The 14,481-nt window shown below is 47.7% G+C and carries 13 protein-coding genes; all 13 read right to left on the bottom strand.

Annotation, left to right across the window (positions count from 1 at the left end; genetic code table 11):
* From MHN31_RS18500 to MHN31_RS18440, 13 genes are read right to left on the bottom strand one after another with little or no spacing between them, the layout of a single operon-like run.
* Window positions 1-1,464, bottom strand: a complete 1,464-nt coding sequence (locus tag MHN31_RS18500) for a PfkB family carbohydrate kinase (protein ID WP_125563881.1) — start codon at window positions 1,462-1,464, stop codon at window positions 1-3.
* Window positions 1,452-2,336: a sugar nucleotide-binding protein gene (locus MHN31_RS18495; protein WP_125563879.1), complete on the bottom strand. Its 885-nt coding sequence runs from the start codon at window positions 2,334-2,336 to the stop codon at window positions 1,452-1,454. Before MHN31_RS18495 ends, MHN31_RS18500 begins: the two co-directional genes overlap by 13 nt.
* Window positions 2,315-3,376, bottom strand: a complete 1,062-nt coding sequence (locus MHN31_RS18490) for a Gfo/Idh/MocA family oxidoreductase (RefSeq protein ID WP_194866804.1) — start codon at window positions 3,374-3,376, stop codon at window positions 2,315-2,317. The genes MHN31_RS18495 and MHN31_RS18490 overlap by 22 nt, the downstream gene beginning before the upstream one ends.
* Window positions 3,357-4,631 (bottom strand): class I SAM-dependent methyltransferase, encoded by a 1,275-nt coding sequence (locus tag MHN31_RS18485; protein WP_239445007.1) that lies wholly within the window; start codon window positions 4,629-4,631, stop codon window positions 3,357-3,359. The genes MHN31_RS18490 and MHN31_RS18485 overlap by 20 nt, the downstream gene beginning before the upstream one ends.
* 17 nt (window positions 4,632-4,648) lie before the next feature.
* Window positions 4,649-5,869, bottom strand: coding sequence for a DegT/DnrJ/EryC1/StrS family aminotransferase (locus MHN31_RS18480; protein WP_239445006.1), 1,221 nt, complete (start codon window positions 5,867-5,869; stop codon window positions 4,649-4,651).
* Window positions 5,866-6,810, bottom strand: a complete 945-nt coding sequence (locus MHN31_RS18475; RefSeq protein WP_239445005.1) for a Gfo/Idh/MocA family oxidoreductase — start codon at window positions 6,808-6,810, stop codon at window positions 5,866-5,868. The genes MHN31_RS18480 and MHN31_RS18475 overlap by 4 nt, the downstream gene beginning before the upstream one ends.
* The gene (locus tag MHN31_RS18470) at window positions 6,794-7,330 is read right to left on the bottom strand and encodes a WbuC family cupin fold metalloprotein (RefSeq protein ID WP_125563871.1); all 537 of its coding nucleotides are present in this window, start codon (window positions 7,328-7,330) and stop codon (window positions 6,794-6,796) included. Before MHN31_RS18470 ends, MHN31_RS18475 begins: the two co-directional genes overlap by 17 nt.
* Window positions 7,327-8,106, bottom strand: a complete 780-nt coding sequence (locus tag MHN31_RS18465) for an AAC(3) family N-acetyltransferase (RefSeq protein ID WP_239445004.1) — start codon at window positions 8,104-8,106, stop codon at window positions 7,327-7,329. The genes MHN31_RS18470 and MHN31_RS18465 overlap by 4 nt, the downstream gene beginning before the upstream one ends.
* Window positions 8,096-9,379: a hypothetical protein gene (locus tag MHN31_RS18460; RefSeq protein ID WP_239445003.1), complete on the bottom strand. Its 1,284-nt coding sequence runs from the start codon at window positions 9,377-9,379 to the stop codon at window positions 8,096-8,098. Before MHN31_RS18460 ends, MHN31_RS18465 begins: the two co-directional genes overlap by 11 nt.
* 39 nt (window positions 9,380-9,418) lie before the next feature.
* The gene (locus MHN31_RS18455; RefSeq protein WP_239445002.1) at window positions 9,419-10,561 is read right to left on the bottom strand and encodes an FkbM family methyltransferase; all 1,143 of its coding nucleotides are present in this window, start codon (window positions 10,559-10,561) and stop codon (window positions 9,419-9,421) included.
* A gap of 6 nt (window positions 10,562-10,567) precedes the next feature.
* Window positions 10,568-11,530 carry a radical SAM protein gene (locus MHN31_RS18450; RefSeq protein ID WP_049863686.1) on the bottom strand — a complete coding sequence of 321 codons (963 nt, stop codon included), beginning with the start codon at window positions 11,528-11,530 and terminating at the stop codon, window positions 10,568-10,570.
* A 24-nt stretch (window positions 11,531-11,554) separates the two neighbouring features.
* Window positions 11,555-12,586 (bottom strand): zinc-binding dehydrogenase, encoded by a 1,032-nt coding sequence (locus MHN31_RS18445; protein WP_194866801.1) that lies wholly within the window; start codon window positions 12,584-12,586, stop codon window positions 11,555-11,557.
* Window positions 12,583-14,406: a hypothetical protein gene (locus tag MHN31_RS18440; protein WP_239445001.1), complete on the bottom strand. Its 1,824-nt coding sequence runs from the start codon at window positions 14,404-14,406 to the stop codon at window positions 12,583-12,585. Before MHN31_RS18440 ends, MHN31_RS18445 begins: the two co-directional genes overlap by 4 nt.
* Window positions 14,407-14,481: the final 75 nt, after the last annotated feature.

Here is a 14,481-nt window from a genome sequence, read left to right as displayed (position 1 = left end):
TTAACTGAACGAGTCCTTGACGGCTTTTTCTAGTATGCTAGATGACAGAGGCGTATTACCAAGTGATGCAACCTGACAGGCTGCTGCCAGGCTACCAAGGTAACAGGCTTGCCATATGTTGGCACCCGCAACCAGCGCCAGCGAGCTTGCCGCAAGCAAGCAATCACCAGCACCTGCTGGGTCAACGGCGTTGGGGTTGAGTGCGGGTAAGCGATCATTTTCCCATTTTTGCACAGGCAGGTCGGGTTTATGCACCAGTATGCCTTCCTCGGCCAGGGTTATCACCAAATTTTGGCTCTGTGTCTTTTCGATGAGCTTTTGCGCCAGAATCACCAGGCCATCATCGGTATTATTCAGTGCTACGCGCACTTCTCGTTCGGTCGGGGTTAACAAGTCCATCCCACAGTAGCGTGAAATGTCACCCACCTGAGAAGAGGTCTGGCTATCCGCAACCATACGAATGTTACGAAGCTGACATGCGGCACTTAAACGCTCTACCAGAGGTTGAGGTAATACGCCATAATTGAAGTCGGAAAAGACCAGCAGATCTGTGGTATCGAGCTTTTTCTCGATGGCGCTGTAGATTTGTTCCTGTAATTCTCGTGCAATCTTATGCTGTCTGACCTGATTAACGCGTAACAGCGTTTTGTTGCCAGCCCGGTACCTGGTTTTAAGCGGAGTCGGACGGCTTGGATCGGTAAAGAACAGCGGCTCAACCTGGTACTCTGAGATATTCTCAGTGGCGTAGGAGGCCGTATTATCTTCGCCCAGTACAGAGGCCAGTGTCACACTTTTGGCTCCCAGTGCTTTGATGTGTCCTGCTGTGATAGCAGCGCCACCAAGAAACCTGTCTTTACGATTTGGGGTCATTACAATCGTTGGGTCTTCCTGCGATAACCCAACCGCTGTTCCTTGTACATACTCATCTACGATGACTTCGCCAATTACCAGTACACGTAAGGCACGCATGTTGTTAAACAGACTGACTAAATCCGCTTGTGTTATTTCATGACGTTGTGCAAATTGCTTGGCTTCCTGGTAGTCAAAGTTTCGCCCCACTGAGGTGGTGCGGCGAATGTAATGGTCGGCATTGGTCTCGAACTCACCAGAGCCGAAAACCAGCTTTCCCCCATATTCTTGCAATGCACTTAACTCGGCGTTGTGACGGGTTTCAAACTCTTTTCCCTTGACGACAATGGCAGGTCGATGTTGCTGTACAACCTGTTCGGGTGTCTGATCAGTCAAAAAGGCTTCGTTAACACATTCAAGTGATTGCACAATTTCTAAACGGTGCTTTTCCTTAACGCGGCTTTTTACGGTCATCGCTGAATCGGTATTGATTGCGACAATGAGCTCATCACCACAGTCTCGGGCAAAGTTGAGTAGTCTGATATGGCCCGGGTGCAGCACATCAAAATTGCCCTGTACTAATACACGTTTTGGCTTTGGTATCATTTTTTCCATTGCGCTATACCGGATGCTATACAGGTGTGTACAGATGTAAAATCGAACTCGGAGAAGAGAGTGGAGTTTACCATTGTTGTATTCAGCGGGCGCTTTGCGTTGGGGTCCAGTTCGGCAAAACGGATTGGGCACAGCACAGTGTCACTTTGTAATGCATTTGCCATCATCTCAGCCAAATCATAGCGGCTATATGATTGTGGATTACAAAAGTTATAGAACCCTTTGGCGTTTTGCTCTACTAGCAAGTTAAAGGCGCTGACAATATCCATGATATCGGTAGGGTTGAAAATCAAGTCCGTGGCAGCTCTTACAGGGTCGCCGGAGCTTATTTGGCCTGCGATATCATTGAGAATAGTACCATCTGCGCCCGGGTTGCCTATGATTTTTGCCAGCCTTATGACACAGGCCTGACCGTCAGTGAGTGACATGAGAGCATTTTCTACGTGGCGTTTTTGCTTGCCATATTCCGATACTGCTGGCGCTAAGCTGTCATCAGAGTAATACCCCGTATCACCAGTGAAAACGTTATCTGTCGAAACAAAGATAATCGGGATCTGCTGTTGATGGAGTTCCTTGATTAAGGCAAGTGTCGCTTCCACATTCACCTGAGCTGCTTTTTCCGGCGCTGCGTTAATTGCACCAATGTTGGTGAGTGAAGCACAAATAATGGCAATGTACTGGCATGAAGTATCCAGCGTTAGATCGGCCAGTGTATTATCCTGGAGCCGAAACTGTTGCATACCTGGTTGTGGGTTGTGTGCGTAAGTGCCAATCGAATTCGGTCGTGTTGCAACGAAGTGGCGATATAAGTGGCTACCCAGCAGCCCACTGGCACCAAATATAATCGGTGTTAATTGCTGATCTTCTGCCATATTTCCTCTGCAAGTTGAATGTCGGAAAGTGCTTCACTTGCAGCGATAGGGCTGCTAAGGTTCTGCTGTCTCAGTGCCTCAAGGAACGCCTGAGCTTGCGTTTTAAATGCCCAGGACCAGGGAGCCTGATACTGTGTTTTTTCCGCGATCTCACCGTTGCGTTGCAGTTCCACCTGTGCCGGCACATTTCGCAGTAGCGCCGGCGGCAAAGAAACCTGCAACTGACCATGTTCAAACACAAATGTGCACTGTTCCTGCCAGTCTTTCTGATCTACTTCACCCGTATGCAAAGTGACAAGCTGGCGATCAGTACGCATTACACACACATGGGCTTTTGCCGACAAAAAGTTAAAGTACTCTACATCCATGTCACAGTTTAGAAAATACCTGAGTAAATTCAACAGGTGAGAGTGAACGTTGACATAACGCGCGAACAGGGGACGATGCTCACTATTGAGCCACTCAGGTGCAAAGTCAGCCTCATCGGGCATTTGCGGGCGTGCCTGCTGTGAGTGAATATAACCACCGGCTTTGCAATAACTGTCGCCCATATAGCAGTGCGCGTTGACCTGCAGTAATTCACCTAGTTCTTTACTGTCGATCAGCTGAGAAAAGAGGGCTTTCGCTTTGATAACGCCTGCATCAAATCTTTTCATGTAACCCACGCAGTAAACGAGCTGACGGGCCTTAGCTAGCTCGACCAATGCACTTGCATCTTTGCTGTTACCTGCCATGGGTTTCTCACTGAATACATGTTTTCCGGCAAGCAAGCAATCTTTGACGACTTGTACGGTGTGAGCACGTGCTGTTACCACAATAACGGCATCGATGTCATCGTCCTCAAGCAGTGCATGATGATCGGCATAGGTCTTATTAAAACCAAATTTGCTGGCAACTTGTGTCAACAGCTCTGGACGTAGATCCGCGATACCATACAGCTCACAGTCGTCGAGCTGCGCATAGTTTTCAATGTGCGCGACCTGTCCTATGAAGCCGGCACCAATGAAGCCCAGTTTTATTTTAGCTGATGAAGTCTGCATAGTTCTCTTTCGTGATCAGTACAACTTGCGGTGTTAAGGTTAAAAACGCACCACCTTGTTCAAGATAATCCAGGTGTTTTTTGACAATGGCTTTGGCATGGATCCAGGCTAATATGACTGTCAATGTCGGCATTGTGTCCATTAACTTTGCCGTTGGCTCAACCAGAATACTGTCTCCCGGTGTATAACGTCCCACCTTTTGTGAATGATCGTCGTAGATTTCTGTGATATCCGCACCAATGTCATATTGCGTTAGCAGCATGGGGCCGCTACGCGCTGCACCATAAGCCGCAATGACACCTGGCTGGCGTTCGGCGATTAGGGCTTTGGCTTGCTCCTTCATGGCGTCAAAACGTGCAACGAATGCATTCATTGTGGTCATACTGTGCAAGTCGCTGGCGTCTTCTTGCTCAATCATCTGTGCAACTGATGGCTGAATCGGGCGAGGACCTGATTTATGCTGCGCAAATCCTATGATGGAGCCTCCCTGAATCGAGACATGTTCGACGTGGATCACTTCCAGCCCTTCCGTCGCGAGGAAATTAATCATAGGTTTGAGAGAGTGATTACACAAATGTTCATGAAAGATGGTACCAATGAGCATCTTGTCTATGATGTCTTTGAGGTAGGATACTTCAAATACAAATAAACCATCATCCGCCAGGGTTGTTGCAATACCTTTGAGTAGATCTCGCATTTCATCGGCATGTGCAAATACGTTAAATGCCGTCACCAAAGAGGCCTGACCGTGTTGTGCAACGATTTTTTGTCCGTTTTCGGCTGTCATTAAATCCGCGATAGTTTCGATACCGTTGCGGGTCGCCTGAGCGGCAATATCGCTGGCAGGATCAATCCCCAACACTTTGAAGCCTTTTTCTTTAAAGCACTTTAGGAAGGTGCCGTCATTACTGCCTACATCCAGCACAAAGGGCTGCGGAAGTGGCCCATACTTATTGAGGATCAGCTCTGACACGTCTTTAAAGTGATCAATGATCCCCTGAGTCTGGCCTGAATGGTAGGTATAATCAGCCCACAGGTATTCCGGGTCGACTACATCAAGGATTTGCACGTGACCACATTCATTACAAATGTACAAATCAACGGGTAATGCAGGTGCAGAGGCGTCAGTTTTGTTTTGTGCATACTTTTCTGCAAGCGGCGTCGGCTTAAAGGGAATAGCAACCTGAACATCCTTGCTAAGGCAGAGACGACAGTTATCGCGCAGTTGAGTTAATTGTTGAGTGATTTTATTCATGTACAGTACTCTTTGATTTAGGCGTGGCGAAAGTAGCGATCAACTTTAGTGATCGCAGCCACAATCATGCTAACGTGCGACGCGTCATAGTTTTCATTAACGTATAGATTAAATGAGGTATCCCGGGCATGAGTCGCATTGGGGGTTGTGACCGGTTGCTGTTTAAAATGTTCATGTGACCAGTGCCAATCCGCAACAAGGAATTTGTAGTCCGGATTCATCGGTACTCCCTCGGCAACCAGAGCCTGACAGTACTCAAATTTATCGACATTTAACCTTGAAGTATCGATTTTCACCTGGATGAAAAACGGAGAAGGGTCACCTTGCCAGGCAGTAATACTGCAAATATCAGAATGACTGTTTATTGCCTCTCGTAATTGCGTCATGGCACGGGTTCTATCTGTGATGGTTTGGTTCAGGCGTTGTAAAGAGGCCAGCGTCACCGCACAGCTGAAATCATTCGTGTTCCAGTTTAAAGCAGGGAATAAGTGCTGTGCCGGATTACGCTCGACATATTCATCAGACCATAGCGGTTTGCCACGGTCAGAATGTGCAAGTGCACTATGGTATAAATCCTGGTCGCGACAAAATACCAGACCTCCGCTGCCAGGCGAAGCGATATTTTTTCGGTACATAGTGGATGTGGCCATAATGTCACCAAAGGTACCGACTAGCTGGCCATTTAACCTGGCCCCGGGCGCTTGCGCACAGTCTTCCAGTACTTTAATGCCCCGAGCACGCGCTTCTGCCACAATAACTTCAGTGTCAGCAACAGGCAGACCGCCACAATGTACTAGCATGATACAACGTGTATTTTCTGTTAGCTCTTTTTCGATTTGTGGCCAGCTGGTATTGAAGCTATCTGGCGCAGCATCTGCGACAACCGGCACCAAATTCTGCATGATAATTGAATTGAGAGGGCCTGCGTCAGTCACCGGTGAAATAATGACTTCACTGCCTGCAGGCAGTTCAAGTGCTGCCAATGCAACATAGACGGACGCAGTGCCAGTCGCTACCGCGACGCTGTAGCCGCCACCCATATAGTCAGAGAAGGCGCTGCACAATTGGGTCTCAAACGGGCCCCGGTAACAGGGGTCTTCATCTCGCTCCCGATAATAGTCAAGCACCGCCAGGACAGCTTGCTCTTCACCTGGACCAAAGGCTTTCCTCGCAGGAAAGGGGGCGCTAATAGCGGGGCTTCCACCGTACAAAGCCAGTTCATTGAGGTTATGACTCACAATTTTACCTCTCTTCGTTCGTCAAGTGCGCGATCCGCGGCTTCCAGAATTTCAATGACCCTGACGCCCTCAGAAAAATCTGTCAGGCTGTTGTCGCCTGTGCGTACTTTGTTGACAAAGTGGGCCAGAGATTTTGCCAGGGGCAATGTCGGATCGACCGCGATTTCTTTATTATTTTCTTTTAGTGGCACGGCACCTCGGTCAACGAATTCGAACTGCTGATTTGTCGCAGAGACTGTTAGCATGCGCGTTTTGTTGATCATACCGTTGCCAGCCTGGATGGTCGCTTGTGCGCCATTTTCGAAGCGGATAGTGACAGTAACCAGCTCCCTTTGCGTCTGGTCTTGCAGCTCAGGCGCTATGTTATCGTAACAGGCTGATATACTTATCGGCCGAGACGCGACAAGTTTAAGGCTGGCAGCAATAAAGTGTGGGGAGTACTCCCAAAGCGGGCGCATAATCGCACGGCGAGGATAGGCTGCACCTATCTTGCCGCTGACAGAAGTGACCGGCGAGTTCAGACGTGCCGCAATCTCAACCACGGCCGGATTATACAAATCTATGTGGTCAATATGCACAATGCTCTGATGGCGTGTCGCCAACGACAAAACTGTGTGCGCATCCTGTGCAGACAAGGCGAGCGGCTTCTCCATAAATAGTGGGATACCCAGGGGCAACAGCAACTGCGCTAGCGGCAGATTAAGGTGCGGTGGCAGTGCTGCGACGACACAATCGAATTCATCACTGTGGGTTACCAGCTCATCCCAGCTGGCCAATATCTTAGTCTGCTCCGGGAGCAGGGGGGCAACTTCACTATTACTGGTAACAACATGGGAAAGTTGGACATCAGACACTTCATTACGCAGTGTTTTGACGATTGCTTTTCCCCAGCTGCCAATCCCAACAACAGCCACTCTAACGGTTTTAAACTCGGAACTCATTTAACTCTCTGATAAATTTATCCACGGCAGCACTATCTTCCGGAGCAGGTGAAAAAGGCGCTGTCTGGCTTGTATAGTCGGGGACCCATGGGCCTGTCAGTACTTCATGATAAATAACGTAGTCGCTCCTGGGTACCACGGTATGATAACAAGGGCTGGTAACTTTATGAAAGAACACTTTATTTTCATCTGAAGCATGTATCGGTGCAAGGGCTGTTTTACCAATGATGTTTCCCGCATCGTCGAACGTAAATACGTCCATCTGCCCCTCAATCATGTGATAGGACTCTACGACCCCGGTAGGGTGACGATGAGGAGGAAAGTAACTCATTCCATGCAGGCAGATGATCATCTCCTGAATGGCTGCTTCATGGCTCTCATGAAGACAGTATCTGAAGCGACCATTGTGCGCGTTGGCTGCTAGCGTTTTTAGTTCCGTCAGGTGCTTTGTTGTGAGTTGTATAATGGGGGCCTGAATGTACTGAGCACCGGCGCTGGTCGCAGAGTGTGGCTGTTTCATAGTGTATTTTGCATATATGAGTGGCAGGGCAGCGTTGCCAGTGGTGAGCGTTCGAACTCAGCCCGGACAACCTCAGACAGGGCGTGCACTTTGAGCAACGTTATTGGCGTGTCGCCGAATAGGGCGACTGTTAACGCGTTCATGTTATGCAGTGCGTTACCAAATTGATGAAAGTCCCTGACGCTACGTGTGTGGCGATGCACGTTGTACTCAACTACCTCTTCGTTAGTTTGTATCAGTCGATAATGCTCTGTCTTACTTTGCAAAAACGCATCAAAGTTAAAGTGTTCTTCAAAGTAATGTATATAGGTGCAGCTTTCAAGCGCTACCCCAATCAGCAAAATATATGCGTCGTCTTTTAGTTTTGAGTTTTCTATCAAGCCATAAGGGCTTGAATCGGAGCAGGGTCCCGGGTTGAGGTGGTGTCCCTGCGTTAAATACTCTGCATCAGGTCCGGCAATTGCAACCGAATGGGTTGGGTGTAAACTTCTGTGGGTCGCAAATTGTGTTCTGAATAGCTCTGACAATATACCCGTATGTGACGGGGTTGCTTTAACGTCGAAGCAGTTTTGTGCTTGCGTGACGGTGCGCCAGGTCATCGTTGGCATAATGACGTTGCCCTGATGTACGTAATTAAGCAAGAACTCACACAACGAAGCAGCCTGAACACCTTGTTTACTCAAGCCACTGAATGCACTGTGTACCATGAGTGTACTTGTGGATTTGACTCCCATAGGTTGCAATAAAGTTGTCATTAACCACTGATCAAACTTCATAGGTGTTGCACTCCAACATCTGGCATTGGTGATTAAAGGCTTGCTGTATCGACTCGAATGTTTCGACTTCAAAGGGGATTTGGTGAAGCCCATTTTGTGCAAAAAACTGTTCTTCTCCGATTTTGAATCCTGCCGTTTCCAGCGTATTTCTGGCCGTTGCAAAGTGATTATCATCAATCGGTGAGTAACGTATTGAGGAACACCCTTTTAAAAAGTAATAGGCAAAACTGGGGCCACCAGACGAGCTCAGGTTGATGTAAGCTGCATCGTACAAAGCGATACGCAATGCAAAGCTGATTGTTGCTGCAGGTACTTCAAAAGCCAACTGACTCAGTGGCGTTGCATTAAGACATTCAGAGGTGTCTCTTAGCAACACCGGAAAGTAGGTGTCAGTATCGAGCGATTGCAGGAATTCTATCCAGGGGCCTACAGGGGTATTTCGCTCGGGGTGTGTTGGCGTGTTTCTTAAGGTGAGGGTGACCAGTTTTTTATTTTGTGCATGACAATGATCCAGCAGTGTTTGGACCATACTCGCCGCTGCGGGTTGCACCTTTAACTCTGGCATTGGGATCCCATTGTTATAATATTCTTCAAGCTTGAGCAAGCCATGGGCTACACCTGCTTGAGTGGTCAGAATATCCTCGGGAAATAGGTTTAATTTACCCGCCATTGTAGGTGTAAGATCTGCTCGATTGATAATGTCACTGCAGCCAATATACGAAGGCAGGCTCTCAAAAATGGGCTTGACGATATTGGCGATACGCCAACTTCTGTCGTCCTCTGTGTAGTTGGCATCGAAAGATAACTTATTGCCGCCGGGATTAGCGGAAAGCATATAAAAGTGAATATATTTGAGCTTTCGTTTAATCCTTTCTGCCTCGGCGACGGCGGCAAAGCTCAGCGCATCGTAACAGGGCAGGTTCACCTTCATATCATACACGACATGTAGTGTTTGCTCTGTGCCTCCGGACTTTCGAATGGTGTCTTCACAGCTTAATACTTTACAGTGAGTAATATTATAAAAATAGATTGCTGAGAGTGAAAACCCATGCTCTACCAGAGCATTGGCAATGTCGTCCACAAACATAGAGCAAATGATGATCTGAATGCCCGGGGTGTTGTACTGTGCACTGAGCTCTTCGAGGCTAAGGATAGGCTTGTTGTGATAAGTGCCACCACCCTGAGTGGTTGCAAAAATAGCATCCGGGTGGGACTGTAGTAACGTGTTAGTTACGCTATTGATGCCATACAGGACAACCTGTAGAGAGTTCATAATCAAATGCCTTAAATAAATGCGTTGTAGTGATTGTGTTTATAGCGGAACTGCATACAGCACCGTTTCTACCAGACCGCCATCATGTTGCCTTAAATAAAACTGGTAGCGGCCTGGCGCGATGTCTTCGACCTGCTTTTGTAATGAAAAAATATGTTCAGGCTGGTGGTAAACGGAAATGGCCAGCAGCGGCAAGTTACGCTGTATAGTTTGTGTGGCGCCTTCCAAAGCAAAGGGCTCGAATGCTTCGATGTTCATTTTTATCATGCTTGGCGCGAAGTGAGTTAGTTCACTGTCTAACGTAGTGATATCAATGCTTAATTCGCCTGTTTCTGAGAACAGTGAAGCCCTGTCTTTATTTGCAGAGAAGCCCAGTTTAGTCACGCTGTTGCCGACGCCCTTATTGACACACTCAACAAAGCCAAAGTGGGCCATATTTTCGCTCAGCCGTGCAAATGTGGCGGGGTCGGGTTCAAAGGCATATGCGCCTTTCACTATGTCTGGATAGCGATTGATGTGCAAGGCAACACTGTCGCCGTCGAAAGAACCACAATCTACATAGTGGCTGGCAAAACGAGACAGATCGATCCCCGTTGGCAGATACAACTCCCAATCAATGTGGGGGTCCATGACACTGGGGTCGCCATGCAGGCGATAATCCAGGCAAGAAGCCAGCACGCCAAGAGATAAATCATCAGCCAGTTTGCCTTGCAACGCTTTGAGTGCTGATACATTGTTCAGCAGGGTTTCGAGCATGTTTTCATGGAAAAAGTGCGGCTCGAAGGTTTGTGGGTAAAGCAACTGAAGATGCATAAAGGTGTTCACTGAGCTGGCATGCATCTCTTTACAGGTGTTGTAGGCTTTACAGGTTCTGTGTGTTGCCAGGATCACGTGGCGCGATTCGATGTTGCTTTTACAAAATGGCTGAACCCGATGCTGCTCATGCGCCAGCTGGCCTATCTTTGCCTGGTTCATATCTACAATCTGGACATCTTGTGCATTGAGTGACTGAAAGATACTCAGTAATCGGACCCCTTCATCAGCCGCACCTACGATAGTGACAGGCTGAGAGAGGAGTTCATCAAGTGTGACATTCTGCGCTCTGAGTGTTTCACGCAGTGTGTCGCTATGCTTACCATCAAGCTCACATAGTAAGGATTCTAAATATTTCGTATTGTCCATAGTAATCTATTTCTTCCACGTATTTAATCTGTCCAGGCGATTATAAAAAGTAAACTCGGCAGACTTACGTATCAGGAGGTTACCTTCCGTTCGCTCTTCATATTGGCTCGAAGCCCAACGGTCGCAATTTTTGCAAAACGGCACTTTGTCCCAGTCGCCATTCTCATGGTGTCTGCGAATTTCATTGAGCTTCTCGCCTTGCCAGACGTTTTTAACGCCTTCCTGGACCGCATTACCGACCACCACATCTTTAAACCCATCAAGACAGCAAATTGAGACATCTCCGTTCGTGTGGATTGTCATTGTTTCGTATAGTTCAGCACAGGGAATGCGTTTACTTTGGTCTATTTCTATATTCGGAAATTTACCTTCCTCAAATACTTCCCCAATTCTCACGAAGTCAACGATCTGGGTCCACTTTTCAATGAACTCTGCTTCTTCATGCAGATTCTCAGCTTGCTTTGTAAACGACACCCCGATCCTGGGTGAAGGCGCATCTCCACGAATAGCCAATAGCTGCTTAACATGCTGTTCAATTTTTTCCAGTTTCTCGACACCACGAATTTTGCTGAGCGTTTCATTTGTCGTAGAGTCGACACTGACCGTAATGCTATCAACGTCGATTTCAACCAGGTTAGCGGCCATTTTCTTATTGAGCAGCAGGCCATTTGAGTTCATTGATATTTTGAAACCCCTACGTTTCATGCTGTTAAGGTGCATCAAAATATCACGGCCCATGAGGGGCTCACTCCACAGTCCGGGTCCTATTGTTTCTGTATGACCCTCAATTTCATCGAGAATTTGCTTGGCGTCCGTTACCTTCATATTTTTCTTGATGATTTCCAGCACTTTTGGATCGTCTGTGTTGCCATGAACGACACACATGGGGCACTTTAAGTTACAGTCTGAACTCAAATCCATCAGTACTCTGTTGGGGTAGGGTTTCAGTGGTAGCTTATACTTGCTCATCTTTACCTCCGACACGGATCACGATTAAATCTCTATCAACGCGCGTATGATTTTTTTGTTGTGTAAGTCGTCCAGTGCAGTATTGACGTCCTCTAGCGGGTATGTGCGCGTTATCAGGTCATCCAGCTCAAGCTTTCCTTCGTTATACAGCGCAATAAATTTGGGAATATCGACATCCGGTCTGCTGGCACCGCCCCAACTACCACGAATAGATTTCCCTCGATGGAATGCGTGCGGCTCCAGTGAAATCTTCTCATCATCACGTGGATGAGAAGCGAAAATACACTGCCCGCCACCATCTTTGACCGATTCAAATGCTTGCTCGATTGTGCGAGTTTGGCCAGATGCTTCGATACTGTACTCGACTCCCTGGCCATCGGTAAGCGACTGAATCGCCGCGACGGGGTCTTGCTCCAGCGCATTAATGGTATGTGTTGCACCAAGCTTCTTCGCCATCGCGAGTTTTTCTTCCGTTACATCAACGGCAATTAGCATACGAGGCTGACCCAGCTTTGCAGCGATCAACGCGCTCATACCTATCCCGCCGAGACCAAAAACGGCCAGAGTACTGTTTGGCAGGGGCTGCAGTTCATTAAAGACTAAGCCTAATCCGGTCGGCAAGGCACAGCCCAGCAGTACAGCCAGCTTTTCCGGGAAGTCGTCAGGTAAGGTCACCAGCCGGTTTTCGGCAACTATGGTTTTTTCGCATAGCGTGGTCGCGCTGCCTGAGTTAATCAGGTAATCCTCATGAGGATACTTCCCACCAGGTGCATCCAGCCCGTCACCTTTGATCCAGCCTATAACGACCTTATCGCCGGGCGATACTTTAGTGACACCTTCACCTATGGTTTCGACAATGCCGACTCCTTCATGGCCGAGCAAGTGGGGCAAATATTTGTCTTCACCTCTGCCACCTTGCACTTCCATTAGCTGTGAATGACACAGTCCGCTGTACAAGAGTTTCACTTGCACTTGCCCTCGCGTCAGCGCGGGCATTTGAATGCCGTTGATGATTTCCAGAGGTTCACCGGTATTGAATAAAACAGCGGCTTTCATGACTTCCCCTTATTGGCAATTTTTTTAAAATAGTAATAGTTACTGATTGGCTTGTGTGCCTCGAAGTCTGGGACATCCGGGAAGGCATATTCGAGCAGTTCATAATCTGTGGAAACAAGCTCAAAGCCAAAATCGGATACCAGATCTATAAACTCTTGTTTAGTCCAGGCATTTTGATGATTGAACTGAAAGTCGCTCTCAGTCGCTCGGACTTTTTGCGTCAGAATCTTTGAAATCTCGTTTATCGATTCTATCTTAAGAATCTCAGCGTATTGCGCACTGGAAAGCTTAGCGGGTCCGCAGTAACCTGCGCGGCTGGATGTTTGATTTTTGTATAGGTGGCCGTAGTCTGCATCCCAGAAGCTGGTAATAACGTTTGCGGCATGAGAGAGCGCGCAATCAGGATCGACATCATACTTTTGCCAGCACTGTAATAGCGCTTTCGACTGTGAGAACTGATCAAAATATTCCATGTCGCCATTGAGACCTGCCTCCCTTGCTGAATCAAAGTCCGGGATCTTAACTAACAGATCGCCATCGTGTTGCAGGATCCGCCAGCTTTCCGTCAGCAAATTGGCCAGTGTTTCATGGTTGATATGCTCAAAGAAGTGAGACGAGTAGACTAAGCTACAACTGTGATCTGAGTTGGGCAAACGGGTGTCTGGTGTAAAGCTAATTGGCTCTATGTTGGCTCCGTCGCATTCGTCGTAGCATATCCAGTTTTCACCATTAAAGTTAGCGCCGCCGCCCAGGTTGACTTTGTATGCCCCACATCGTTGCCAGGGTTTATAAGGAAACTCAGACACTAAACCGACTTTACGGACCTGAGTGTCTTTGTATTGATTGGTCGCCACAGTGAGTTCGCATACCAGTCTGTTCAGTTTGTCTGTAGACAGCCCGCGATGCTTGAGGCGACTGTTTTGAAAGAGCAAAAAAGTACCTTGTGGGCCTTCAACCGTCACCTGACTACCATCCTCCAGCTCCATCATGGTTGAGCCTGTGTTAGCAGATGGCGGGGTAATATAAAGCAAAATCTTTTTCACCGGTTTTGGCATGTTATCCAAGTGCAGCTTGTTTGAGCCGACATTGGAATTTAACACTTTGGCAAGTTTAGTGATGCGGCTATTGACGACTTTCCAGTGGCTTCCGAGTTGCTCTGCGATTTCATCATAATGTTGTTCCAGAAAATGCTGGATCAAGGTCTGTGCTTCAGTGGTGATCTCAAGCCGTTGTAAATCCGAGTTTTGCTCTCCTAACGCGTTAGAGAAGTAGTCAAAATCTTGTCGGCTTGACTCCAGGGTATGATGTTGCTGCGGCAATGTGTCACATAAAACGCGAAAGTTGTCGGCAAATGCTTCATCTGACACCCCGATATAAAACCCCTGCTGCTGCAAATGAGAGCCTGTCCAGCCATGCTTTTTTCTGTATGAGGATTCTGCTAATGATTGATATTCAGTCCAGGCAGATTCTGAGATATAGAGCCTGTTCGTCACATTCTCGCTGTAGGGCATGAGTGGGATCAACTGAGATTTAAACTGCGCATTGTGCTTAACAAGGGCATGTTTAATCTCGCCGTAAAAAGAAATGGAAGACACCACAACAGGATGTGCGACTTCTTTTAACTCATAAGCACTAAGTACTTCTAGTGGTTCAGCTTTGGCCTCTCTGTCGAGGACTGCAAGCGGGGCTCTCAGGCCTTTTTCTTCGATATAACGCAGGATATCCAAGCCGCCGCCGCCCGAACCATAAACATAATAGTCTCTGTCTGATAAATTGTTTTCTCGATAAACGATTTCAAATCTCGTGGTAATTTCAGACATAGTGTTCCTCATTTTCTCGATAGGGCAAGTATTAATGCCTTGGTGCACGCTCAGCACTGGGATTCATAGCTTCAT

Origin of the sequence: Pseudoalteromonas sp. McH1-42, assembly GCF_022347845.1 — a bacterium.
Taxonomy (GTDB): domain Bacteria; phylum Pseudomonadota; class Gammaproteobacteria; order Enterobacterales; family Alteromonadaceae; genus Pseudoalteromonas; species Pseudoalteromonas rubra_D.
Note: the sequence above shows the minus strand (reverse complement) of the source record. Positions and strands in the feature narration are given on the sequence as shown.